The organism is Sinomonas sp. P10A9 (genome assembly GCF_041022165.1).
GTDB classification, from domain to species: Bacteria; Actinomycetota; Actinomycetes; order Actinomycetales; family Micrococcaceae; genus Sinomonas; species Sinomonas puerhi.
Genome location: NZ_CP163302.1, coordinates 722,228 through 745,435, shown reverse-complemented (window position 1 = coordinate 745,435; position 23,208 = coordinate 722,228). Strand labels below are relative to the sequence as shown.

General features: G+C 69.9%; 22 protein-coding genes and 1 riboswitch. Of the genes, 15 read left to right on the top strand and 7 right to left on the bottom strand.

Annotation, left to right across the window (positions count from 1 at the left end; genetic code table 11):
* Window positions 1-51: 51 nt before the first annotated feature.
* Window positions 52-780: a FadR/GntR family transcriptional regulator gene (locus AB5L97_RS03400; RefSeq protein ID WP_369046468.1), complete on the bottom strand. Its 729-nt coding sequence runs from the start codon at window positions 778-780 to the stop codon at window positions 52-54.
* A 290-nt stretch (window positions 781-1,070) separates the two neighbouring features.
* On the opposite strand from AB5L97_RS03400, the gene AB5L97_RS03395 reads away from it, so the two are divergent.
* From AB5L97_RS03395 to AB5L97_RS03360, 8 genes are all read left to right on the top strand, one after another.
* Window positions 1,071-2,693, top strand: coding sequence for an ABC transporter substrate-binding protein (locus AB5L97_RS03395; protein WP_369046467.1), 1,623 nt, complete (start codon window positions 1,071-1,073; stop codon window positions 2,691-2,693).
* Window positions 2,694-2,766: 73 nt separating this feature from the next.
* Entirely contained in the window at window positions 2,767-3,726 is a 960-nt protein-coding gene (locus tag AB5L97_RS03390; protein WP_369046466.1) for an ABC transporter permease, read from the top strand.
* Window position 3,727: 1 nt separating this feature from the next.
* Window positions 3,728-5,866, top strand: coding sequence for a dipeptide/oligopeptide/nickel ABC transporter permease/ATP-binding protein (locus AB5L97_RS03385; RefSeq protein ID WP_369046465.1), 2,139 nt, complete (start codon window positions 3,728-3,730; stop codon window positions 5,864-5,866).
* Entirely contained in the window at window positions 5,863-6,690 is an 828-nt protein-coding gene (locus AB5L97_RS03380) for an ATP-binding cassette domain-containing protein (RefSeq protein WP_369046464.1), read from the top strand. The genes AB5L97_RS03385 and AB5L97_RS03380 overlap by 4 nt, the downstream gene beginning before the upstream one ends.
* A 51-nt stretch (window positions 6,691-6,741) precedes the next feature.
* Entirely contained in the window at window positions 6,742-7,662 is a 921-nt protein-coding gene (locus AB5L97_RS03375; RefSeq protein WP_369046463.1) for a dihydrodipicolinate synthase family protein, read from the top strand.
* A 48-nt stretch (window positions 7,663-7,710) separates the two neighbouring features.
* On the top strand, window positions 7,711-8,691 hold the full coding sequence (locus AB5L97_RS03370) for an ROK family protein (RefSeq protein ID WP_369046462.1): 981 nt from the start codon (window positions 7,711-7,713) through the stop codon (window positions 8,689-8,691).
* Window positions 8,688-9,371 carry an N-acetylmannosamine-6-phosphate 2-epimerase gene (locus AB5L97_RS03365; RefSeq protein WP_369046461.1) on the top strand — a complete coding sequence of 228 codons (684 nt, stop codon included), beginning with the start codon at window positions 8,688-8,690 and terminating at the stop codon, window positions 9,369-9,371. The genes AB5L97_RS03370 and AB5L97_RS03365 overlap by 4 nt, the downstream gene beginning before the upstream one ends.
* Window positions 9,372-9,585: 214 nt before the next feature.
* Window positions 9,586-10,998, top strand: a complete 1,413-nt coding sequence (locus tag AB5L97_RS03360; protein ID WP_369046460.1) for a dihydrolipoyl dehydrogenase family protein — start codon at window positions 9,586-9,588, stop codon at window positions 10,996-10,998.
* 28 nt (window positions 10,999-11,026) lie between these two features.
* On the opposite strand, the gene AB5L97_RS03355 is transcribed toward AB5L97_RS03360, so the two are convergent.
* A complete protein-coding gene (locus AB5L97_RS03355) occupies window positions 11,027-11,869 on the bottom strand; it encodes an aldo/keto reductase (RefSeq protein WP_307956754.1) in 843 nt (280 codons plus the stop codon).
* 44 nt (window positions 11,870-11,913) lie between these two features.
* Window positions 11,914-12,141 (bottom strand): hypothetical protein, encoded by a 228-nt coding sequence (locus AB5L97_RS03350; RefSeq protein WP_369046459.1) that lies wholly within the window; start codon window positions 12,139-12,141, stop codon window positions 11,914-11,916.
* Between the two features lie 165 nt (window positions 12,142-12,306).
* Between AB5L97_RS03350 and AB5L97_RS03345 the strand changes: the two genes are divergently transcribed.
* The 5 genes from AB5L97_RS03345 to AB5L97_RS03325 all read left to right on the top strand — a co-directional run bounded on the left by AB5L97_RS03345 (window position 12,307) and on the right by AB5L97_RS03325 (window position 17,622).
* Window positions 12,307-13,215: a helix-turn-helix transcriptional regulator gene (locus tag AB5L97_RS03345; RefSeq protein ID WP_369046458.1), complete on the top strand. Its 909-nt coding sequence runs from the start codon at window positions 12,307-12,309 to the stop codon at window positions 13,213-13,215.
* A gap of 76 nt (window positions 13,216-13,291) precedes the next feature.
* On the top strand, window positions 13,292-14,065 hold the full coding sequence (locus AB5L97_RS03340) for an ABC transporter ATP-binding protein (RefSeq protein WP_369046457.1): 774 nt from the start codon (window positions 13,292-13,294) through the stop codon (window positions 14,063-14,065).
* Complete coding sequence (locus AB5L97_RS03335; protein WP_369046456.1) at window positions 14,062-16,224, top strand: YhgE/Pip family protein; 2,163 nt, start codon at window positions 14,062-14,064, stop codon at window positions 16,222-16,224. The genes AB5L97_RS03340 and AB5L97_RS03335 overlap by 4 nt, the downstream gene beginning before the upstream one ends.
* A gap of 14 nt (window positions 16,225-16,238) precedes the next feature.
* Entirely contained in the window at window positions 16,239-16,913 is a 675-nt protein-coding gene (locus tag AB5L97_RS03330; RefSeq protein ID WP_307956759.1) for a TetR/AcrR family transcriptional regulator, read from the top strand.
* A gap of 115 nt (window positions 16,914-17,028) precedes the next feature.
* Window positions 17,029-17,622: a hypothetical protein gene (locus tag AB5L97_RS03325; RefSeq protein WP_369046455.1), complete on the top strand. Its 594-nt coding sequence runs from the start codon at window positions 17,029-17,031 to the stop codon at window positions 17,620-17,622.
* Here AB5L97_RS03325 and AB5L97_RS03320 read toward each other — a convergent pair.
* Both AB5L97_RS03320 and AB5L97_RS03315 read right to left on the bottom strand, forming a co-directional pair.
* Window positions 17,585-18,121: a SixA phosphatase family protein gene (locus AB5L97_RS03320; RefSeq protein ID WP_369046454.1), complete on the bottom strand. Its 537-nt coding sequence runs from the start codon at window positions 18,119-18,121 to the stop codon at window positions 17,585-17,587. The genes AB5L97_RS03325 and AB5L97_RS03320 overlap by 38 nt on opposite strands.
* Before the next feature lie 65 nt (window positions 18,122-18,186).
* Window positions 18,187-19,023, bottom strand: a complete 837-nt coding sequence (locus tag AB5L97_RS03315; protein ID WP_307956762.1) for a winged helix-turn-helix domain-containing protein — start codon at window positions 19,021-19,023, stop codon at window positions 18,187-18,189.
* Window positions 19,024-19,638: 615 nt separating this feature from the next.
* Window positions 19,639-19,833: riboswitch (cyclic di-AMP (ydaO/yuaA leader) on the top strand.
* A 6-nt stretch (window positions 19,834-19,839) separates the two neighbouring features.
* Between AB5L97_RS03315 and AB5L97_RS03310 the strand changes: the two genes are divergently transcribed.
* Window positions 19,840-20,616, top strand: coding sequence for a hypothetical protein (locus tag AB5L97_RS03310; RefSeq protein WP_369046453.1), 777 nt, complete (start codon window positions 19,840-19,842; stop codon window positions 20,614-20,616).
* Between the two features lie 216 nt (window positions 20,617-20,832).
* Here the strand turns inward: AB5L97_RS03310 and AB5L97_RS03305 are convergent, their stop codons facing one another.
* Complete coding sequence (locus AB5L97_RS03305; protein ID WP_369046452.1) at window positions 20,833-21,228, bottom strand: DUF1304 domain-containing protein; 396 nt, start codon at window positions 21,226-21,228, stop codon at window positions 20,833-20,835.
* Window positions 21,229-21,278: 50 nt separating this feature from the next.
* The gene (locus tag AB5L97_RS03300; protein ID WP_369046451.1) at window positions 21,279-22,238 is read right to left on the bottom strand and encodes a hypothetical protein; all 960 of its coding nucleotides are present in this window, start codon (window positions 22,236-22,238) and stop codon (window positions 21,279-21,281) included.
* Window positions 22,239-22,463: 225 nt separating this feature from the next.
* Here AB5L97_RS03300 and AB5L97_RS03295 point away from each other — a divergent pair, with 225 nt between their 5' ends.
* Window positions 22,464-23,204, top strand: a complete 741-nt coding sequence (locus AB5L97_RS03295) for a response regulator transcription factor (protein WP_307956766.1) — start codon at window positions 22,464-22,466, stop codon at window positions 23,202-23,204.
* Window positions 23,205-23,208: the final 4 nt, after the last annotated feature.

Sequence of the window (23,208 nt, the reverse complement as noted above, 5' to 3'; positions counted from 1 at the left end):
GCCAGCCCGGGGTCCTCCTGCGCGGACGGACCGACTACCGCCCGCCGGGCACTACCCGTCGGCGTGGGCCTGGAGCATCCGGCGGATGCCGTCGAAATGCCGGTTGAGCAGCTCGGACGCCGCAGCCTTGTCCCCCGCGCTCGCGGCCTCGAGGATGCGACGGTGCGCGGCCGCCGTCTCGACGAGATCCGCGTTGGAGGGTCCCACCTCCGCGTGGATCTTGCGGTAGACCTTCCAGAAGACGCCCATGAGGTTCAGGAGCAGCTCGTTGTCGAGCGGTTCGAAGAGCAGGCGATGGAACAGTGCATCCGCCTCAGAGAACTCGTCCCCGCGCTCGGCCGACTCCTCCATCGTGACGACGACGGCCTCGATTCGCGCGAGCTGCTCCTGAGTGATGACGTCAATCGACGCTCCGACAAGCCCCGACTCGAGCGCCTGGCGGACATCGACGAGCTCCATCGCCTCATGCCCCTTGTGGCGGAGGGACAGCCGGCCGCGGAAGGAGAGCCCATCGGCGAGCGCATCGAAATTGCTCGGCGCAACGAACATGCCGAACCCGTGCCGGATCTCCACCACCCCGAGCGCCTGCAGGACCTTGAGGCATTCACGCAGGGTGTTCCTGCCGACCCCGAGGGTCGCCGTCAGCTCGCTCTCCGTGGGCAACGGGTCGCCCGCCTCAAGTCCTCGGTCGAGGATAAGGTCCATGATCTCCGCCTGAAGCGCTCGGAGCCGCGCCTGCGCGCTGAAGCGCGCCGCAGGAGCCGACGTCGTCGTGGCCATGGAATCCTCCAGTTAGCATGAGAGTGCTGCGTACCGAAGGCACGCAGAGGGACGCTTCGAACCTGTGCTCGGCATCACTTCGGGCCATGATATCGGATGTCCCACTTCCGGGCCCAGAGGTCCACCGGGCCAGCCCTTCGCCCTTGACGCGCGATTGTGATGAGCCTTACAGTTGCCAAGAACCTCGGACATCCCACATCCGATAAGTGCTTTCCTGAGGGCACTCCGGACTCGGTCCACGAGGACACGCACCCGGATCCACAGAGCCATCAACACGAACGGTGAGGTACATGAGCAACCCCATCTCCCCGCTGGTCAATGACGCCAGCCGCAGGAACTTCCTCAAGCTCAGCGGAGCGATCGGCGCCGCCGCGGCGTTCACGGCGTCCCTGGCCGCATGCTCCCCCGGCGGCACGCCGGCCTCCGCGGTCACGAGCGGCGGAGCGGTCGACCCGACCAAGGAGCTCGTCGCCGGCATCTCATTCGCCCTCTCGACCGGCTTCGACCCGATCGCCGCGAGCGGTGCGACGCCTCAGGCGGCCAACAACCACCTCTTCGAGGGCCTCGTGGACCTCCACCCGGCGACCCGACAGGCCTACCTGGCCCTCGCGGCGTCGGACCCGAAGAAGGTCGACGACACCCACTGGGAGGTCGAGGTCAAGCAGGGCGCGACGTTCCACGACGGCACGCCCGTGACCGCGGACGACGTCGTGTGGTCCTTCAACCGCACCCTCGATCCGGCGAGCAAGTCCCTCTTCGCGGGCTTCATCCCGTTCATCAAGGCCGCGTCCAAGAAGGACGACAAGACGGTCGCATTCGAGCTGAAGGCCCCGTTCGCTGGCTTCAAGGAGCGCATCGCTGTGGTCAAGGTCGTCCCCAAGGCCCTCACGGACACCGCAGAGAAGGCCAAGGCCTTCGACGCGAAGCCGATCGGCTCGGGCCCGTACAAGTTCGTCTCCGCGACCAAGGAAGACAAGATCGTCTTCGCGAAGTTCGACGGCTACAAGGGCCAGTACCCGGCCCGGTCGAACAACATGACGTGGCTCCTCATCGCCGACGGCTCTGCTCGGGTCAACTCGATCCCATCCCGCGCCCAGGCCATCGAGGACGTGCCATATCTCGACATCGACTCGCTCAAGAGCAAAGTCACCGTCGAGGCGGTGCAGTCCTTCGGGCTCCTGTTCCTCATGTTCAACACCGCCAAGGCGCCGTTCAGCGACAAGCGCGTCCGTCAGGCGCTCTTCTACGCCACGGACACCCAGAGCGTCATCAACAAGGCCCTGCTCGGCAACGCGACACCGGCGACGTCCTACCTGCCCAAGAACCACCCGGCCTACCACCAGGCCGCGACTCAGTACTCGTACAACCCGGACAAGGCCAAGCAACTGCTCTCCGACGCCGGCGCGTCCAACCTGAGCTTGCGCCTCACCTCGACCCAGAACTCCTGGATCGACAAGTGCATGCCGCTCATCAAGGAGAACTGGGACGCGATCGGCGTCAAGACCACCCTCGACATCGTCCCCTCGGCGACGGTCTACAGCGCCCAGCGCGCTGACGGCGGCGGCGACTTCGACGTCGTCTGCGCATCGGGCGACCCGAGCGTGTTCGGGAACGACGCCGACCTCCTCCTGAGCTGGTTCTACCGCGCCGGCGTGTGGCCGACGGCGCGCTACCGCTGGACCGGCACCCCCGAGTACAAGCAGGTGCAGGACCTCCTCGCCCAGGCCGCCTCCGCCGACGCAGCCCAAGCCAAAGACCTCCAGGGCCAGATCATCGACCTCGTGGCCGAGCAAGTGCCGCTGTACCCGCTGTTCCACCGCAAGCTGCCGACGGCCTGGGACCCCACTCAGCTCGACGGCTTCCAACCGCTGCCCACGACCGGTCTGTCCTTCATCGGCGTCGGTCGCAAGTAGCGCACCTCGGGGCGGATGACGGCGACCCCGACGCCGTCATCCGCCCCTTACGAGCAGTTTGGAGTTCTTCACCGTGTCAACGCTGCTGAGACTGCTGGGCCGGAGGATCGCCGTCCTCCCCTTCATGCTGTTGGGCGTCACGATCCTCGTGTTCCTCGTCCTCCAGGTGGCCCCGGGCGACCCCGCGACGTTCGTCCTGGGGCCCGATGCCTCGGAGGACGCGAAGAACGCATGGCGCGAGGCCCGCGGGCTCAACGATCCGCTCATCATCCAGTTCTTCCACTACGTAGCCAGACTCGTCACCCTCAACTTCGGCGTGACCAACCCGCCGGAGGAGCCCGTGGGCATCCGCATCGCGGCCGCCTTCCCCGTGACGCTCCAGCTCACGCTCCTGGGTGTGCTCATCGCCGTCGTGATCTCGCTTGTCCTCGGCATCCTCGGCGCGCTCTACCGCGACAAGTGGCCAGACCAGCTCATCCGCGTGTTCTCGATCGCGGCCATCGCGACGCCGTCGTTCTGGCTCGGCATCCTCCTCATCCAGTGGTTCGCCCTCCCGAAGGGCTCGCTCTTCCCGGTGGGCGGCATGGCGTGGGCCGAGCAGTACGGCTTCGTCGGCTGGGCCTACTCGATGGCACTGCCCGCCGTTGCCCTCGGCCTGCCCGTCGCAGCGTCCCTCATCCGCGTGGTGCGCACGTCGATGGTCGAGGAGCTCGACAAGGACTACGTCCGCACGGCCATCGGCAACGGCGTCCCGTACCGCACGGTCGTGGCGAAGAACGTGCTCCGCAATGCCCTCGTCACCCCGGTCACGGTACTCGGCCTCCGCGTCGGCTACCTCTTGGGCGGCGCGATCGTGATCGAGCGCATCTTCGACCTCAAGGGCATGGGCGGACTCATCATCAACGGCCTCAACGGCAAGGACGTCAACCTCGTTGCCGGCGGTGTCATCACGATCGCCGCGACCTTCGTCCTCGTCAACATCGTGGTGGACGTCCTCTACCTGCTCATCAATCCCCGGATCCGGACGGTCTGACATGTCGCATCCATCCCGCCCAACCGGCCCCCTCGCGCCCCGCGCCGGCCTCGCGAACCGTCTTGCCGATCAGGGCGCCCGCTTCAGGGCGATGCCCGCCGGCTCCAAGATCGCGCTCGGCTTCCTCATCTTCATTGTCCTCGTCGCGATCATCGGCCCCTTCATCGCCCCCTACGGGGAGAACGAGTCGTTCATCCCCAAGACCCCGCCGGGGCCGGACCACTTCTTCGGCACCGACGTCGGCGGCCGCGACGTCTTCACACGCATGCTCTACGGGGCGCGCATCTCGATCATGATCGGCCTGGGGGCGGTTGCCCTGGCCGTCATCATCGGCGCCGCACTCGGCGCTGCCGCCGCGACGGGCCGCAAGTGGGTCGACGAGACGGTCATGCGCATCCTCGACGTCCTCATGGCGTTCCCGGGCATCGCCCTGGCCGCGGCGCTCCTGTTCGCGCTCTCGACCGCCTCGGCCAACATCTTCGGCTCGACAGTCCCCGTCATCATCCTCGCGATCGCGATCGTCTACTCGCCGCAGCTCGCCCGTGTGGTCCGCGCCAACGTCCTCGCGCAGTACGGCGAGGACTACGTCCGGGCGGAACGGGTCATCGGTGCCGGACGCTTCTACATCCTCGTCAGGCACATCGTCCGCAACACCGCCGCCCCGGTGCTCGTGTTCGCCACGGTCATGGTCGCCGACGCGATCATCCTCGAGGCATCCCTCTCGTTCCTCGGCGCGGGCGTGCAGCAGCCGGCCGCCTCGTGGGGCAACGTCATGAGCGACGGCCGCGAGCTCGTCAACTCCGGAGGGTGGTGGCCCACGACGTTCGGCGGCATCACGATCCTGCTCACCGTCCTCTCGCTCAACATCCTCGCCGAGGGGCTCACGGATGCGATGGTGAACCCGCTCCTCCGCAGGGCACCGAAGGTGAAGGACGACGACGGCTCGGCGGCCGCCGCTGCGGCCGCGGCTGCCGCTGACCTCGCCTCGGTCGAGGCCGCCCGGGCCCTCGGCGCCGGAACGCTGGGCGACGAGGCGTTGGCCGCCGTCGTGCGTCTCGACGAGAACCCGCACGCGCTGCTCGACCTCGAGCTCGAGAGGCTCTCGGCCGTCGAGGCGCGCCGCACCGACCGCCTCCCGCAGGTCGGCGTCAGCGCGAAGACGATCCTCGAGGTCACCAACCTGTCGATCCGTTTCCCGCACCGCTACGGCAGCACCGCGATCGTGGACAACGTCTCCTTCTCGGTCCGCGAGGGCGAGACGATGGCGCTCGTCGGCGAGTCGGGCTGCGGCAAGTCGATCACCTCGCTCGCAATCATGGGCCTTCAGGCGCCGTCGGCCGTCCTGTCCGGCTCGATCGCGTACGAGGGGCGCGAGCTGCTCACGAACTCGCCCAAGGAGCGCGAGCAGCGCTACGCAGGCCTGCGGGGACAGGAGATCGCGATGATCTACCAGGACTCGCTCAGCGCACTCAACCCGTCCATGCTCATCAAGGACCAGCTCGAGCAGCTCACCCGTCGCAACGGACGCAAGACGCCGCGCGAGCTCCTCGAGCTCGTCGGTCTCGACCCGAACCGCACGCTCAGGTCCTACCCGCACGAGCTCTCAGGAGGCCAGCGGCAGCGCGTGGTCATCGCCATGGCACTCTCACGCTCCCCCAGGATCGTGGTTGCCGACGAGCCCACGACGGCGCTCGACGTCACCGTGCAGAAGCAGGTCATCGACCTTCTGAACGAGCTGCGCGAGCAACTCGGCTTCGCGATGGTGTTCGTGAGCCACGACCTCGCGCTCGTGGCCTCCCTCGCGCACCGCGTCACGGTCATGTACGCCGGCCAGGTCGTCGAGACCGCGCCGACCGCGGCGCTCCTGCGCAGCCCGCAGCACGAGTACACGCGCGGCCTCCTCGGCTCCGTCCTGTCCGTCGAGGCCGACGCGCCCCGCCTGCACCAGATCCGCGGGACCGTCCCATCACCGCGGGACTTCGCGCCGGGCGACCGCTTCGCCGAACGGTCCCTGCGCCCGGACGCGGACCCGAGGCAGCTGCTCGAGTTCGTCGAAGTTCCCGGCGATCCCGGGCACTTCTGGGCGAGCCACGAGAAGACGGCCCGCACCGGCGAGCTCATCAAGGAAGGTGCCCAATGACCCGCACTCCCATCGACGGTGCACTCGCGTCCGGCGCACCCGTGCTCGAACTCAAGGGCCTCACCGTCCACTTCCGGGCCCGCGGCGGGAAACTCTTCCGGCCCACGATCGTCAAGGCGGTCGACGGGATCGACTTCTCGGTGCGCCGCGGCGAGACCGTCGGGATCGTCGGCGAGTCCGGCTCGGGCAAGTCCACCCTCGCCTCGGTGCTCGTCGGCCTGCAGGCCCCGACGTCCGGGACGCTCGCGTTCCAGGGCAGGCCCGTCAAGCGGCTCGACGGGCGCCTCCGCCGCGAGTTCGGGCGGACGGTCTCGGTCGTCTTCCAGGACCCCGCGACGGCGCTCAACCCGCGCATGACCATCGAGGACATCCTCCTGGACCCGCTCGTGGTCCACGGGATGGGCAACGACACTTCGCGCCGCGCCCGGGTCAAGGAGCTCCTCTCCCTCGTGGGGCTCCCGCAATCCGCGGCCGAGGTCACGCCGTCGAACGTCTCGGGCGGCCAGCGTCAGCGCGTGGCGATCGCCCGCGCGCTGGCCCTCGAGCCCGAGCTCATCATCGCCGACGAGCCCACGAGTGCACTCGACGTCTCGGTGCGCGCGCAGGTGCTCAACCTGCTCTCGGACCTCAAGCGCCAGCTCAACCTCGGCATGGTGTTCATCAGCCACGACATCCAGACCGTGCGCTACATCTCCGACCGCATCTGCGTCATCTACCAGGGCAGGATCGTCGAGCAGGGCACAGCCGAGGACGTCTTCGACCACCCCACCCATGACTACACGCGCAAGCTGCTCGGCGCCGCGCCGAGCCTCCTGCACGTCTGAGACCCACCCGCTTCCCGTTCCGTGTTCCACCCACCCTCCCCAGGAGAACCTGTGCCCACCGCATTCCACGGCGTCATCCCGCCGGTCGTCACCCCCCGTCACGCCGACGGCAGCATCGACGTCGAGTCGCTGCGCAGCGTCACCAAGCACCTCATCGATGGCGGCGTGACCGGGCTCTTCGCGCTCGGCTCGTCCGGCGAGGTCCCCTACCTGACGAACGCCGAGCGCGAGCTCGCCGTCATCACGATCGCCGAGGCCAACGCGGGCGCCGTCCCGCTCGTGGTCGGCGCGAACGAGCAGACAACGCACCGTGTCATCGAAGAGTCGAGGAGGATGGTGGACCTCGGCGCGGACGCGCTCGTCGTCACCTCGATGTACTACGCGATCGGGAACGCGGCCGAGACCGAGGCCCATTTCCGTGCGATCCATGAGGCCGTCACGACGCCGATCTTTGCGTACGACGTCCCCGTCCGCACCCACTTCAAGCTCCCCACCGACGTGCTCGTGCGCCTCGCTATGGACGGCGTGATCGTGGGGGTCAAGGACTCCTCGGGGGACGACGTCGCCTTCCGCCAACTGCTCCTGGCCACGAAGGACCTTCCCGGCTTCTCGGTGTTCACGGGCCACGAGGTCGTGGTCGACGGCGCGCTCCTGGGCGGGGCACACGGCGTGGTGCCGGGCCTCGGCAACGTGGACCCCGCCGGCTACCGAAGGCTCTATGACCTCGCCAAGGCCGGGGACTGGGCTGGCGCCGCGGCCGAGCAGGACCGCCTCGCGCGCCTGTTCGGCATCGTCTTCGCGCCCAACGGCCGGGTCTCGGGCGGTGCCGCCGGCCTCGGCGCGTTCAAGACCGCACTGGCGCTCATGGGCGTCATCGAGTCCAACACCATGAGCACTCCCATGCTCTCGCTCAACGAAGCCGAGGCGGAGACCATCCGCGGGATCCTCGTCGAGACCGGCATTCTCCGGTGACGTCTGGCCCAGCACCCCGGCAGCCCAGGACTCAAGGAGGCCCCCAGCGTGAGGCACGCGATCGGCGTCGACCTCGGCGGGACGAAGACCGCCGCGGGACTCGTCTCCGAGCACGGCGACGTCGTGTTCTCGGAAACCATCCCGACGCTCTCGCGCGAGGGCGGCGAGGCGATCCTCAACGCCACCGCCGAGTTCGTCCTGCGCCTTCGCCGTCGGGCCGCGTCTGCGGGGCTCGGGGTGACCGGGATCGGAGTCGGCTCGGCCGGGGTCATCGACGCCGCCCGCGGCACGGTCGTATCCGCCACGGAGGCGATCCGCGGTTGGGCCGGCACCGACGTCGCCAGCGGTCTGGCGCGCCGGACTGGACTGCGCACCGCCGTCGTCAACGATGTCCACGCCCACGCCCTCGGCGAGGCGTGGCGCGGTGCTGCCGCCCCGACATCGTCCTCCCTCCTCATCGCCTTCGGCACCGGGGTGGGCGGCAGCTTCGTGGTCAACGGCCGGCCGCTCCTGGGGCACCGGTGGGTGGGCGGCCATGTGGGGCACCTCGCCTCGCCGTTCGCGCGCGACGCCGATGGGTCGCCGCTGCCGTGCGTGTGCGGCGCCGCCGGTCACGTCGAGGCGATCGCCTCCGGCCCCGCACTGCATGCCGAATACCTCCGTCGCGGCGGCGATCCCGCCGTGGCGGACGCCCGGGGGGTCTTCGCACTCGCGCAGGGTGCGGGCGGGTCGGCGGGCGATTCCACGGCGCGCGCGGCCGTCAGCGTGGCCGCGCAGGCCGCCGGGCAGGCCGCCGGCGGGCTCGCGAACGCTCTGGATCCCGAGGCCATGGTGATCTCCGGCGGGCTCGCCGATGCCGGACCCCTCTGGTGGGATGCCATGGAGGCAGCCTTCCGGGCCGAGCTCATGCCGCCGCTGGCGTCGATGCCGCTCCTGCGGGCCTCGCTCGGCGGGGCTGCGGCGCTCATCGGTGCGGCGCGGCTCGTCCTCACACCCGAAATCCTCACCCCCGCGAAAGGCCTGCTGTGATCCTCACGCCCCAAGCCCTCGAGGCCCTCCGCGGCCAGCTCATCGTCTCCTGCCAGGCGTACCCCGGCGAGCCGCTGCGGGAGCCGCACATCACGGGGCAGATGGCCGCTTCGGTGGTGCGCGGCGGGGCCGCGGCCGTCCGGGTCCAGGGCGTCGCCGACGTCCAGTTCACGCGCTCGGCCGTCAACGTGCCCGTGATCGGCCTGTGGAAGGACGGGCACGAGGGCACCTTCATCACACCGACGCTGCGGCACGCGCTCGCCATCGCCGCTGCCGGGGCCCACGTTGTGGCCATCGACGGCACGCGGCGCCCGCGGCCCGATGGGCTCTCCCTCGCCGCGACGGTGGCCGGGATCCACGGGGCGTCGCACGCGCTCGTCATGGCGGACTGCGGGTCTCTGGGGGACGCCCGTGCCGCCGCCGAAGCCGGGGCAGACCTCATCGGGACGACGCTTGCCGGGTACACCGGGGAACGGCCCAAGACCGATGGTCCGGACCTCGAGCTCCTCGCCGCTGTGGCCGCGGCGGACCTCGGCCGCCCGCTCATCGCCGAGGGCCGCATCCACACGCCCGCCCAGGCGCGGGCCGCCGTCGATGCGGGGGCGTTTGCCGTCGTGGTCGGCACGGCGATCACGCATCCCGCGACGATCACTGGCTGGTTCCGCGACGCCCTCGCCTGACGCGACCCCGCCCCCGCACCCCGACGCCACCTCTCAGCGATGCGGAGTTACCTCCCCGCGATGCGGAGTCACCTCCCTACGATGCGGAGTCACCTCCCTACGATGCGGAGTCACTTCTCTAGAACGCGTTTGGGCACGTTAGAAGCTGACCCCGGATCGCTGGAAGCTGACCCCGGGTCGGGCACGGCGTCAACGGCTCCCGTAGCATGCTGGGGTGGACAGCGAGTATGACGTCATTGTGGTCGGCGGCGGCGCGGCCGGCGAGAACGCCGCGGACCGTGCAGTCAAGGGTGGCCTCACGGCGGCGATCGTGGAAAAGAGCCTGCTGGGCGGAGCATGCTCATACTGGGCATGCGAGCCGTCCAAAGCCCTCCTGCGCCCAGGCACCGCGCTCCACGCCGCGCGCCGCGTCCCGGGCTCGCGCGAGGCAGTCACGGGCCAGCTCGACGTTCCCGCCGTCCTGGCCCACCGCGACGAGGCCTCAAGCCATTGGGACGACTCGGGTCAGGCCCAATGGGCCGAGGGCGTGGGGATCAAGGTTATCCGCGGCACGGCCCGACTCACGGGCGCGAGACGCCTCTGGGTGACAGACGACGACGGCAACCACTTCACGCTCACGGCGCGCCACGCCGTCGTGCTCGCGACCGGCTCGCTGCCGGTCATCCCCAAAGTCCCGGGCCTCCACAACGTCCGTGTCTGGACCACACCGGACGCGACGAGCACGCAGGAGGTCCCGGAGAGCCTCGCGGTCATCGGCGCGGGCGTTGCGGGCGCGGAGCTGGCCCAGGCGTTCGCGCGGCTCGGCTCGAAGGTCACGATGCTCGCCCGCGGCTCGTTCCTCAGCGCCTTCCCCGAGGACGCCCGCAACCTCGTGGCCGAGGGCCTGCGCGCGGACGGCGTCGAGATCCTCGAGGGCGTCTCCCCCGAATTCGCGGAGCGGACGGACGACGGCGCCGTGCGGCTCACGCTCCCCGGTGACCGGACGCTCAAGGCGGAGCGGCTGCTCGTGGCGGCCGGACGCCGCCCGGCACTCGACGGCCTCGGCCTGCCGGCCTTCGGGATCGAGCCGCACCTGCTGCGCGTCGACGAGAGCGGGCGCGTCCAAGGCCTCTCGTGGCTCTATGCCGTGGGCGACTGCTCGGGCGGCGCGAAGCTCACGCATCAGGGCAAGTACCAGGCCCGCATCACGGGGGACGCGATCGTTGCCCGCTCGCGCGACGAGCTCGACGCCGATGTGGAACCGTGGAGCCGTTGGGCCCGTACCGCCGACGTCCTCGCTGTGCCGCACGTGGTCTTCACCGACCCCGAGATCGCGTCCGTGGGCCTCACCGAGGAGGACGCGTGGGAGGCGGGCATCAGAGTGCGCGCCGTGGAGCTGCCGATCTCCGTTGCCGGCGCGTGGCAGCACGCCGAGGACTACGAGGGCTGGGCGCAGTTCCTCGTGGACGAGGACGCGCGGACGCTCATCGGGGCGTGCTTCGCCGGGCCGGACGTCGCGGAGCTGCTGCATGCGGCCACGATCGCGATCGTCGGAGAGGTGCCCCTCGAGCGCCTGTGGCACGCGACGCCGTCCTTCCCCACCGTAAGCGAGATCTGGCTCCGGTTCCTCGAGGCCTACGGCCTCTGACGCGTCAGAGGCCGTAGGCCATCCCAGATCAGAGCTGGGTGTGGACCGCCGTGGCAGGGTCGCCGCCGATGCGTTCCCCAGTCTCGAGCTCGCCGATCGCAGCGGCCTCGGCTTCGCTCAGGGTCAACGCGGCGGCCGCAAGGTTCTCCCGCATGCGCCCGGGCGTGGCCGTCTTCGGGATGACGATGGTTCCCTGGGCGAGGTGCCAAGCGAGCACGGCCTGCGCCGGGGACGCTCCGTGCGCGGCGGCGGCCTCCAGCACCGCCTCGGCGCCAAGGTCCGCACCTTGTCCGAGGGGGCTGTACGCCTCGACGGCGATCCCGCGCGACCGGGTCGCAGCGGCCAGACTGCGCTGCTGGAAGGTCGGATGGAGCTCAATCTGGTTCACCGCCGGCGTCACCCGCGCCGATGCCGCGAGCGTCTCGAGGTGCTCGGTGAGGAAATTGGAGACGCCGATAGCACGTGCCTGCCGCCGGTCGTAGACCTCCTCGAGGGCCCGCCACGCCGAGGCGTACAGCGCCTGGGACGGCACGGGCCAGTGGATCAGGTAGAGGTCCACGTAGTCCAGGCCAAGCGCCGCGAGGCTGTCCTCGAAGGCCTCGCGGGGCCTGCTCTGGTCGCCATTGCGGAGCTTCGTGGTGATGAAGAGATCCTCCCGCGGGATGCCCGAGGCGGCGATCCCGGCACCGACTCCGGCCTCGTTGCGGTACGCGGCGGCGGTGTCGATGTGCCGGTACCCGGCTTCGAGCGCGGCCTCGACCGCACGCTGGGTCTCCTCCGGCGGAACCTGGAAGACGCCGAAGCCGAGCTGCGGGATCTCGACGCCGTTGTTGAGCGTGACGGTGGGAACGATGATCTCAGGGGTGTGCATGGGTCTTCCTCCGTGTCGTGTTCTCCAGAATCAGGGGTGAAGCGTTACGAGGACGACGGCGCGAGGCGCGCGGCCGCCGTCGTCCAAGGGTTCGGCTCGACCGCCCAGGCCGCTCGGTGCAGCGCCGTGGCGAGCCACGCGCGGGCCGCGGCGAGCCTCGGGGTGTGACCCCGGCCGTCGTCGACGATCGGGGCGTTCGGGAGCGCACTGCGGCTCTCGTCGTTCAGGGTGGGGATGATGAGCGCAAAGGCGATCAGCGCTGAGTGTTCCATGGTCCTTCTTCTTCACGGTCCACCGGGTGGTGGACGACTCGCCTTCAACGCTATGCGGCTCCGGGCACGGAAGTCATGGCAGGAGCCGCACCCTGTGCTTCCTAGGAGTCGCAGGCCTACCTTCGGCCATGGAGGAGCACCGCGCCCCCGGTCAGAATGGATGCTATGGGTCAGAGTGCTGAGTTCGGAAGGTTCCTCAAGGCGATGCGGTCGCGCCTGTCCCCCGACGAGGCGGGGATCCCGGTGGCCTCGACCGGGCGCCGCGTCCCCGGGCTGCGGAGGGAGGAGATCGCCCTCTTGGCCGGGGTGAGCACGGACTACTACTCACGTCTCGAGCAGGGGCGGAACATCCACCCCTCGCGGTCGGTGCTCGACGCCGTGGCGCGGGCACTGCGTCTGGATGAGGGCGAGCGCGCCCACATGATCGATCTCCTCGAGCACTGCGCCAAGTCGCAGAGGACGCCGATCCACACGGAGAGCGTGCGCGCTGCATTGCGCCAGCTCCTCGAAGCCGTGGGCAACGTGCCCGCCCTCGTCCTCGGCCGCCGCACCGACGTGCTCGCGGGCAATCGCCTCGCCTACCTCCTCCTCGCCGACTTCCCTGCACTGCCCGTGGAAGAGCGGAACCTCACACGCTGGATCATCCTGGATCCGGCCGCACGCGAGCTGTTCACCGATTGGCACGCCGTGGCGGCCGAGGCTGCGGGAGCCCTGCGGGTCGACATCGGCCGGCACCCGAGCGACCCTCAGGCCAACCAACTCGTGGGCGATCTCGCTGTTCACAGCGAGGACTTCCGCCGCTGGTGGGCGGGTCACCGCGTGATCACAACGCACGCCGGAACCCTGCGTATGCGCCATCCGGTGGTGGGCGATCTCGAGCTGGCCTTCGAGGACCTCGCCCCGCTGCACGATCCCGACCAGACGCTGCGCGTGTTCACGGCCAAGCCCGGCTCCCCATCCGAGGACTCGCTCGCACTGCTCGGCAGCTTCGGGGCGGAGGGACCTTCCGTGCGCGAGGTGCCGCGCGAGGGCAAGCGCGGCGCCGATCGGCCGGCTACCCGCGAGCTGCCCTGAGCCTGAGGTCTTCGGGCCCGCGCTGGGCTCGCTCATGGATTTGTACTGACCGGTCAGTTTCCCTACAATTGAGAGCATGCTTTCAGTTCGTGATTTGACGGTTGCCGGACGACACAGCGATCTCGTCCCGCGCACCTCGTTCGAGGCCCGTCGCGGCGAGCTCCTCCTCGTTCGCGCGGACGGCCAGGAACACCGCACGGCCCTCGCCCTCGCCGCGGCCGGCCGGCTCGCGCCGACCGACGGAACGGCAGCCTGGGGCAGCCACTCGGGAAAACCCGTTCGGGATCTCAAGGGACTGCGCCGCGTGGGCGCCGTCGTGGATGCGCCAGCGATCAACGAGGCCGAGCTCCACCTGCGCGTCAAGGATCTCGTAGCCGAGGACCTCGCCCTGCTCCCCCGGCGCCACCGCGGCCCCGCCACGCCAGACGCCTGGCTCACGGTCAACGCCTTCGCGGACATCGCCGACAGCTGGGCCCAGGACCTGCCCGCAGCCCGACGCACCGAGCTCCTCACAGCACTGGCCCTTGCCAACCCCGAGACCGAATTGCTCGTCCTGGACTCCCCCGACCGCCACTCGGACGATCCGGCCGACTGGCTCCCGTTCCTCGCCGGGACGGCAGCGCGCGCGGGCCGGCCGCTCGCCGTCGTCGCCGTCGTCGCGACGTTCCCTGAGCACTGGGCGGGACCTGCCGCCGTCGTGGGCAATTCGATCCGGCGGCTGGCCGAACAGGGGGACCTCGCCGCCACACCCGGTGACCTCGCCGCCACACCCGGTGACCTCGCCGCCACACCCGGTGACCTCGCCGCCACACCCGGTGACCTCGCGCTGGGCGAGGGGGTCCGCGCGTGACGGTTCTCCGGCTGGCCCGCTCCGAGCTCAAGCGGATGACCTACGGGCTGCTGCCCAAGCTCACGATCCTCGCCCTCGTGACCGTGCCTCTCCTGTACGGGGCCGTCTACCTGTACGCCAACTGGGACCCGTACAAGAACATGAACCAGATCCCGGCCGCCCTCGTGGTCGAGGACCAAGGCGCCGACTCGACCGACGGCACGCGCCTCGAAGCAGGAAGCCAGGTAGCCCAGAACCTCGTGGACGGCCACCTGTTCGACTGGCACCGCGTGGGCACCGCGGCCGAGGCCGAGGAGGGCGTCCGCAACGGCACCTACGGCTTCTCGCTCACCCTCCCGGCCGACTTCTCCTCGAACCTCGTCTCCCCGGCGAGCTTCGACTCCGCTCGCCAGGCCATGCTCAAGGTCACCACGAACGATGCCAACAACTACCTCCTGAGCACGATCGTCGACAAGGTCACGACGGCCGTGCACGACGCCGTCGCAAAGCAGGTAGGCACCGAGACGGCCGCCCGCCTCCTCACCGGCTACGGCGTGATCCACACCCAGCTAGCCACCGCGGCCGACGGCGCCGCGAGGCTGGCCGGCGGGCTCGACCAGCTAACGGACGGTTCCTCCCAGCTCGCGGACGGCGCTGGCCAGCTCCATACGGGCGCCGAGCAGCTCACGACCGGTGCAGACCAGCTCAGCAGCGGCGCATCCCGGCTGAGCGCGGGCGCGAACCAGCTCGTCGCGGGCCAAGAGCAGCTGCTCACCGGTGCGCAAAAGCTCAGCACCGGCGCGTCGCAGCTCTCCTCGGGCCTCGGAACGCTCCAGCAGAAGACGGCATCCCTGCCCGACGACACGCAGAGGCTCGCGGCCGGCGCGGCGCAGGTCGCGGCAGGCAACGCCCAGCTGAACGCAAAGGTCCAGCAGGCCGTCACCGCAGCCGACTCCGCCGACGCCGCGCTGCAGGGCACGGTGACCACGAGCACACAGAGGCTCGTGGCCGCAGGCGTGCTCACGCAGTCCCAGGCCGACCAGCTCCTGACCCAGGTCGCCGCACTCCAGACCTCGGCGCAGATCGCCGACGCCCGATCCCAGCTCCACACGGCCGCAGGGCAGGTCCAGCAGCTCGCGACAGGTTCCCAGCAGGTTTCGGACGGCGCCGCCCAGCTCGCAGACGGCATGCCGGCCCTCACGTCCGCGATCTCGCAGGCGCACGACGGCGCGGCGCAGCTCTCAACGGGAGCGAACCAGCTGGCGGCGGGCGAGCAGCAGTCCGTGGACGGGTCGAAGTCCCTCGCGTCGGGTGCGTCCCAACTCTCCGACGGAGCCGCCCAGCTTGCCGACGGCGCGGGCCGGCTCGCGGACGGCGCCGCCCGCCTCGACACCGGCGCGGCCAAGCTGCGGGACGGTCTGGCGCAGGCCGACGACGGCGCCCACCAGCTCGCCGACGGCCTGAACGCGGGCGCCGGGAAGGTTCCGAATCCGTCGCAGAAGCAGGTCACGGATGTCTCGAATGTCATGGGCGACCCGGTCGCCGTCGACCACGCCTCGCAGACCAAGGCGGCGTCCTACGGAGCGGGCCTCGCGCCGTTCTTCCTCTCCCTCGCGATGTGGGTGGGCATCTTCATGCTCATGCAGGCCATGCGCCCCTTCACGGTCCGCGCGCTCCCCTCGAACGCTCCACCGTGGAAGATCGCGCTCGGTGGCTGGCTGCCGTTCGCGGTGGTGGCGTCGGTCCAGGCGACGCTCCTGACCACCGTCGTGGACTTCGCTCTCGGCCTCGACCCCGCGCATCCCGTGCTCATGTGGCTCTTCCTGCTGCTGGGCGGAATCGCGTTCAGCGCGATCATCCACGGGATCGTCGCGCTCCTTGGCACGTCCGGGAAGTTCGTGGTGCTGATCCTGCTCATCCTCCAGCTCGTCTCCTCGGGCGGAACGTTCCCCTGGCAGATGACGCCGGAGCCGTTCCGGATCGCCCATCAGGTGCTGCCGATGGGCTACGTGGTCCAGGGCATGCGCCACCTCATCTATGGCGGCGACCTGTCCGGGATCCTGCCGATCGTCCTCGGCCTAGTCGGCTACACAGTCCTCGGCGGCGTCCTCAACTTCGCCGGAACACGGAAGAACATGACGTGGCGCCTCAAGACCCTCCAGCCCGAGATCGCAGTGTGAGTGGGGTGGCCAGGATGAGCACGCGAACAGAGGCAACCCGGCAGCGGCTCTTCGATGCCGCGATGGAGCTCATCGGCCAGCGCGGTGCCGAGGCGGTCACGGTCGACGAGATCGCGGCCGCGGCCGGCGTCGCCAAAGGCACCGTCTATTACAACTTCGGCAGCAAGAACGAGCTGGTGGCCCAGCTGCTCCAACACGGCATGGGGATGCTCATGGCCGCCTTGGCCCCAGCCGGCCGTGCAGAGCCAGCGCAGCATGCCGCGCACGACGCCGGTCCCTCGCCCCACGCGCGCACCTCACCTGAGCGCGGCGCTGTCGCTGCGCCGAGCCCAGCGGACGACACCTTCCACGAGGTCCGGGGAATGGTCACCCGCGCGCTGAGGTTCATCGAGGCGTACCCCGGGTTCGTCCGGCTATGGATGGGCGAGCAGTGGCGGGGGGACGGGACGTGGCACACGCTGCTCGCTGCGAGGCGCGCCGAGGTTCTCGTGGTGATCCGCGGGGCCCTCGACCGAGTCGCGGCGCGCCGCGAACCCGCGCCCGGCCAGGACCTCGACGTCGTCGCGACGGCCCTGTTCGGCGCAGCTTTCATGGTCGGCATGGACCGCGTCTCGACGACGCCTCCGAAACCGCTGGCTCCGGCTGCCGAGGCGATCACAGCCCTCGCCATTGGGGCCTTCGGCGGCTGAGCCCAGCAGTCCAGTCGAGGCCGGCATCCGGGGCCCAACAGCCAGGCGACACGAAACTCACACAGGTAACAGCAGTAACACCAGAAACAGGAGAAACTCCTGTCACACTGGATTCATGGCCTCCCGCTTCAAGCCCCTGCGCACGGGCGCCCGCGCAACTCTCTGGGCCGCGGGCGCGTCTGTGGCCGCCACCGCGATCGCGGGAGTGACCCTCGACGCCACGGCCGTCTCGCTCGCGCTCGTGGCGCTCGGCGCCTTCGTGGCCTGCGCGCTGTACGCCGTGCTGAGCCTGTCACGGTATGCCGTGGCTGTCGTGGCCGCCGCCGGCTCTTCGCTCGCGATCGGCTCGGCCCTCGCCTTCCTCCGGCTCCTCGGCCTCGCGTGGGATCAGGACCCGGAAACGGTGACGACCGTCTCGGGCGCGGACGCTGACCCCTACTTCTTCGGCGCGGTGGCGGCAACTGCCGCCACCCTCGCGGTGCTGTTCGGGAGCGCTGTGTGGCCCGAGCGGCGCCGCGCCTCAAGGCATTCCCCGAGGCTCGGATTAACCGCGGGCGCGGCCGCTCGCCGCCCTCAGCGGGCGCCGTCGTCCGCGTTCCGCACGCCGGGACGGAGCACACCGCATTCCACGACGCCGGTGCGCAAGGCAGGGGCAACGAACCGACCCCGGATCAGCGCCTCTTCTTTGCGCGGGGCGAGGCGAACCTGACGAGCCGGGCGTCCTGTCCGTCGAGCTCTGCCCAGTGGGCCTCGGTCTCGAAGACCGCGAAGCCTGCGGTCGGGAAGTGGCTCGCTGCATCCATATAGGCCTCCTGATCGGAATCGCGCGAGGCGAGCCGCAGAGCGAGGTCCTGGACGCCGGGCATGTGGGAGACGATCAGGAGCGAGCGGACCGTCTCGGGAACGTGGTTCACCACGGCTAGCATCTGCGACGCGCTGGCTGCGTACAGTCCGGACTCGAGCTTCGGGGTCGGTGCCTTGTCGCCGAGCTCCTCGCAGACCCATGTGGTGGTCTGCCGGGTGCGCAGCGCCGTGGAGCAGAGGATGAAGTCAGGGACGAAGTCGTGCTTGAGCAGCCATCTGCCAGCCTCTTGGGCGTCGGCATGCCCTCGCTCGGCGAGGGGCCTGTCAGCATCCGCGACCCCCTCGGGCCAGGCGGCCTTGGCATGGCGCAGGACGATGAGGTGCTTCACGTGATGCTTGCTCACCCCCCTAGCCTACGGGCAGCGGTGCCTCCCCGGATCCGCGGAGACCGGCGCCGCTGCGCCCGAGGCTAGATCGAGTACTCGGGCGCAGCCCAGACGATGACCTCGGGGTGCTCGTAGAACCGGTAGCCCTGGCCACGGACCGTGCGGACCGTGTTGGCGAGGCGGCCGAGCTTGGAGCGCAGGCGACGGATGTGCACGTCGATCGTGCGCTCGTTGGGGACCTCCTCGGCGTTCTTCCAGAGGCTCTCGAGCAGCTCGTCGCGGCTCACGGTGCGGGTGCCGTTCTCGACGAGGTAGTTGAGGAGCTCGAACTCCTTGAAGGTGAGGTTCAGAGAATCGCCGTCGAGGTGGACCTCGCGGCGGGCCAGGTCGATGAGCACGCCTGACGGCCGGGCGTCAGGCGCCGCGGCCGATCGGGGTTCGATGCGCTGCTGCCGGGACGCGATGGTCGGGTCGCCGAACGTCGAGCGCACGACGTCGAGCGAGGAACCGGTGGCGCCAGCCGGAGCCACAGCCACGGCGGCATAGCTCTCGAGGCCCTCGACGAGGGTCTGCGCGTAGGCACGCAGCTCCTGGGCGATGCGCGCGATCGAGGTGCCGGCGCCCGCCGCCTCCTGCTCGGAGAGGCCCACGTAGACCACGAAGCCGTGCGCCACGTTGTCCGCAGCAACGGCGCGGATGGGCTCCGCACCGGGCTGCACCACGGGCGTGGGCGCCGTCATGGGCGCTGGCTCCTCGACGGGCCGGAGGGGCTGTGCCGCGCGCAGCGGTGCTGCGGCGTTGTGCTGGTAGGTCTCGGGTGCGGGGGCGAACCGGGAGCCGAGCGGCTGGCGGTAGCCGGGGTTCTGGGCCTTCTGGGCGTTGCGGACTGAGATGTGGACGTAGCCGGATGCAACAGACATGGGATCAACCTCGAGATGAACTAGCCGTGATGGCTTCGAATGCGGAAGCAGTGCGCCCGCGAGGGGGATGGTGCCCGACGCTGGGCGGCGAAAAGACTGACGCTGGTTGCTGGGGCGGTGCCGTCAGCTCGACATTCGACAGGAGCACATGGCGCGGCCGGCGGGTGTGCCGACGAGGTGTTCTGCGGCTGCAGGTGCTGCTGAGTCTTTGTTCACACTGAGAAGTGTGGCCCGTAACAATGCCTACAGGCAAGTAACAAAGTGTGGATCGTCTCACGATGCGAGATAGGCCCGGACTCGTGTGGGGCATCTCACCATTCGATGAATGCCCGATATGAACGCATATTTTCACATCTTGACCAGTCGCGACGACCTGCACCGAACATTGTTCGACAACTTCCCCCTATGGTTCTCAATGACGCACCAGTGGCGGACATCTCACAATGCGGACATGACTCGACACGCCTCGTCGAGCTGTCAAGTCGGTTGGACTTCGATCCTTTCACTGCGCTAGTCGTGCGGGGGCATCGCTCCAATCTGTCGTTATCTAAATGTGACAATCATGAGATCTTCCCGTAGGGTGATCTGGTGCCCGCCCCACGGTGTGCACCCCCCAGGCCCTGTTCGCCGAGCTCTGCCGACTGCCTGGGAGGACATGTCAAGGCAGAGACGGAGGACCCACAACCGGGCTGCGCCCGCTCGTCACGAGCGTGTGGTGCGGCCTTGGGGTGAAGCCCAGGCCATTGGCCGGGCCGGATGACTCTCATTCGAACCCGACAGCTAACTTCGCAGGCGCCAACGAGAGGCCCTACCGTTTTGAGCAAGTCCCCCGCCCGCGCTGCCGCACGCCCTCATGGCCGACGCCGCGCTATTGCCCCCGCCACGTCCGCCCTGGCCCGCGCAGCCTCCAAGTCCGGCATCAAGCCCGGATCCGACCGCTTCGGCCACCGCAGCGCGGTGGTTGCCCTCTCCCTCGGCCTCCTGGCTGTAGCAGGAGGCGGCGCCGCTGCGACCGCCAACGCGACTGATCTGGCCCGCACCTCGACGACCACGCCGACGGCGTCAGCCTCTGCCACCGCTGAGGGTCCGAGCGAGCAGAGCGTCCTCGCCCAGGCCGCCGCCGAGGCACGGACCGCGGCCGAGGACAAGTCGGTAGCCGACAAGGCGGCGGCCGACAAGGCTGCTGCCGATCAGGCCGCAGGAGCGAAGGCCGCGGCTGACAAGGCTGCCGCGGACAAGGCCGCTGCCGACGCCGCCGCGCAGGCCGCACCGCCGCAGGCCGTCACTGACCCGGCCGGCGCACAGGCGTACGCCGCGAGCCGCCTCGCCGCCTACGGCTGGGGCCAGGATCAGATGAGCGCTCTCATCACACTCTGGAACAAGGAATCCGGCTGGTCCACGACCGCCACGAACGCCTCGAGCGGCGCCTACGGCATTGTCCAGTCCCTCCCGGGCAGCAAGATGGCCAGTGCCGGTGCCGACTGGCAGACCAACTACAAGACCCAGATCGAGTGGGGCCTGAACTACATCAAGGAGCGCTACGGCTCCCCCGCCAACGCCCTCGGCTGGCACCTCGCCCACAACTGGTACTGAGCCGCCACCTTCCCCCCGTTGCGTGGCCACGTCCGCAGGGCCCGTGCCCTGCGGACGTGGCCACGCATCATGGTGTCCCCGCGATGACGCACGACGGCGCCGCTCGCCTCACGCTCGAGGCGGGCGGCGCCGTCGTGCGTCACCGCCCACATCGACCCCTCCCGCGCTGCTGGGTTGAGGCTCGACGAAGGCTCATCGCGACCGAGGCCGACTTGGCTATCCGCGGCCGGCGAGGGCGAGAGAGACGAGTGAGAGGAGCGGCAGCACGCCTTGGACCGTCGCGGCCCGGGCCTTGGTGCGGTCGCTGAGGATCAGGACGATCGCTGCGGCGAACATGGAACCACAGGTCATGACGAGGAGTGCGCGGGCCGCCTGATGGAAGGCCGGGACCCAGAGGACCAAGCCCGCCCCCACGAGTGCGCCGACCGCGAGGAACAGGTTGTAGAAGCCCTGATTGAACGCGAGGAGCCGCGTGGTCTCAGCCTCGTCGCGGCTGCGGACGCCGAACGTGCGCATGGTCGATGGGTGGGTCCAGCGGACCGACTCGAGCACGAAGATGTACACGTGCAGCGCGCCGGCCATCGCGGCGAGGACAGCTGAGGCGATGAGCATGGCGCCAGCCTATGCTCATCGCCTCAGCGAGGGTCCCGCGGGCGGGGGTGTCAGTTGGTCCCGGTGATCGCGATCGTCTGGGCGGCGAGGCCGTCCTTGAGCGCGATGACCATGACGGTCTGGCCCTGGGCCAGCGAGGTCGTGGTCGAGGACTGGCTGCCGCTGCCCGAGCCAGCCTGGCCTCGCACGGCACGGGCCCCGATCTGGGTGCTGGACGAGATCGCGTAGGACTGCTGGAACCCGTCGGTGCTCTTGACGGTCACCGACTGCCCCGAGACGGCCGTGACGGTGCCCGTCTGCTCGACCATGGTCACGTTGTTGTTGTTCTGCACGACGACGAACTCGCCATGCAGCACCTGGCCGAGCAGGCCCATGCCGAGCCCCGCCGCGCCGAAGCCGCCGCGCGCGCTGCCGTCCTGGCTGCCGAGGCCCTGGCCGTTCTGCGCGCCGTTCTGGCCGCCCGGCCCACCCTGGGCCGCGCCTTGGCCGCCGAATCCCTGGCCTCCGGCGGCGAGCCCGTTGGCGTCCGCCGAGGATGAGGTCGCCGCCCACACCGCGGCGCCGGCACCGCCCGCGATCACCACCGCTGCGGCCGCGGCCGCCAGACCCTTCTGAGTGGTGGTCAATCCGCGCCAGCGGCTGCCCACCGATCGGGGGCCCGACGGGGGCTGCGCGCCCCACCCCGTGCCCTGCTGGGGATAGAGCTGCTCGGGACCGCCCCAGCCCTGCGCGGGCTGACCCGGCTGACCGTACGCAGGCTGGCCCTGCTGCGGCGCGCCCCAGCCCTGCGCGGGCTGATTCGGTTGGTTGTAGACGTTCTGGTCCTGCTGCGGCGCACCCCAGCCAGCGGCGGGCTGCCCGCCTGCTGCCGGCTCGGCGTCGTGCGTCGCGGCGCCATCGGCGACGGGGCCCTGCTTCGGGGAGCCCCACCCGACCGCAGACTGCGGCACGGTGCCCTCGGGCGGAACCTGGTTCCCCGGGGTTGGCGCGTTCGCTGGATCGTTCGACATGAGGCATCCTTCGTCGTCTGGTCAGGTGACTACCCCAGAATCCAGAACCACCCTGTGCTCCCCCTGTGCCGCTCGGATGGGCCGGCTGTGGTTTGCAGGGCGTCCTGCGGCGGCAGAAGCCATGGGTCCCCGGGATACGCGACGTCGCGGCGCTAGGCTTGCCTCCACAGTCCATTCACAGCCGCCGCTCAGGCTCGGGCTACATCTCACAGGGAGGCTGGAACCATGGCAAGCCCCTTCTCCACCAACAATCTGCCCGCCCTCACCCACCCGGATGGCACGCCCATCCGTGCCCTCGTGGTCGACGACGAGCCGAGCCTCTCCGAGCTCATGAGCATGGGCCTGCGCATGACGGGATGGAGCGTCCAGGTGGCGTCCGACGGTCCTTCCGCAGTCAAGGCCGCGAGGGAGTTCAGGCCGGACGTCCTCGTGCTGGACGTCATGATGCCCGGGTTCGACGGGGTCGAGGCCCTCACGCGCATCCGGCAGTTCCTGCCCGAGGTACCCGCACTGTTCCTCACGGCGAAGGACGCCGTCGAGGACCGCATCACGGGCCTCGCGGCGGGCGGCGACGACTACGTCACCAAGCCGTTCAGCATGGAGGAAGTCATGCTCCGCCTGCACCGGCTCGTGCAGCGCTCCGGTGTGGCCGCGCAGGACGACGCCGAACTCGTCGTCGGCGACCTCGTCCTGAACACGGACACCCGCGAGGTGACCCGCGGCGGGGAGGACATCCAGCTCACGGCCACCCAGTTCGAGCTCCTGCGCTATCTCATGGAGAACCCCAAGCGCGTGGTGAGCAAGTCCCAGATCCTCGACCGGGTGTGGCAGTACGACTTCGGCGGACAGGCCAACATCGTGGAGCTCTACATCTCCTACCTGCGCAAGAAGATCGATGTGGACCGTGCGCCCATGATCCACACCGTCCGCGGTGCCGGCTACGTCATCAAGCCAGCCGAGGCGTGAACAC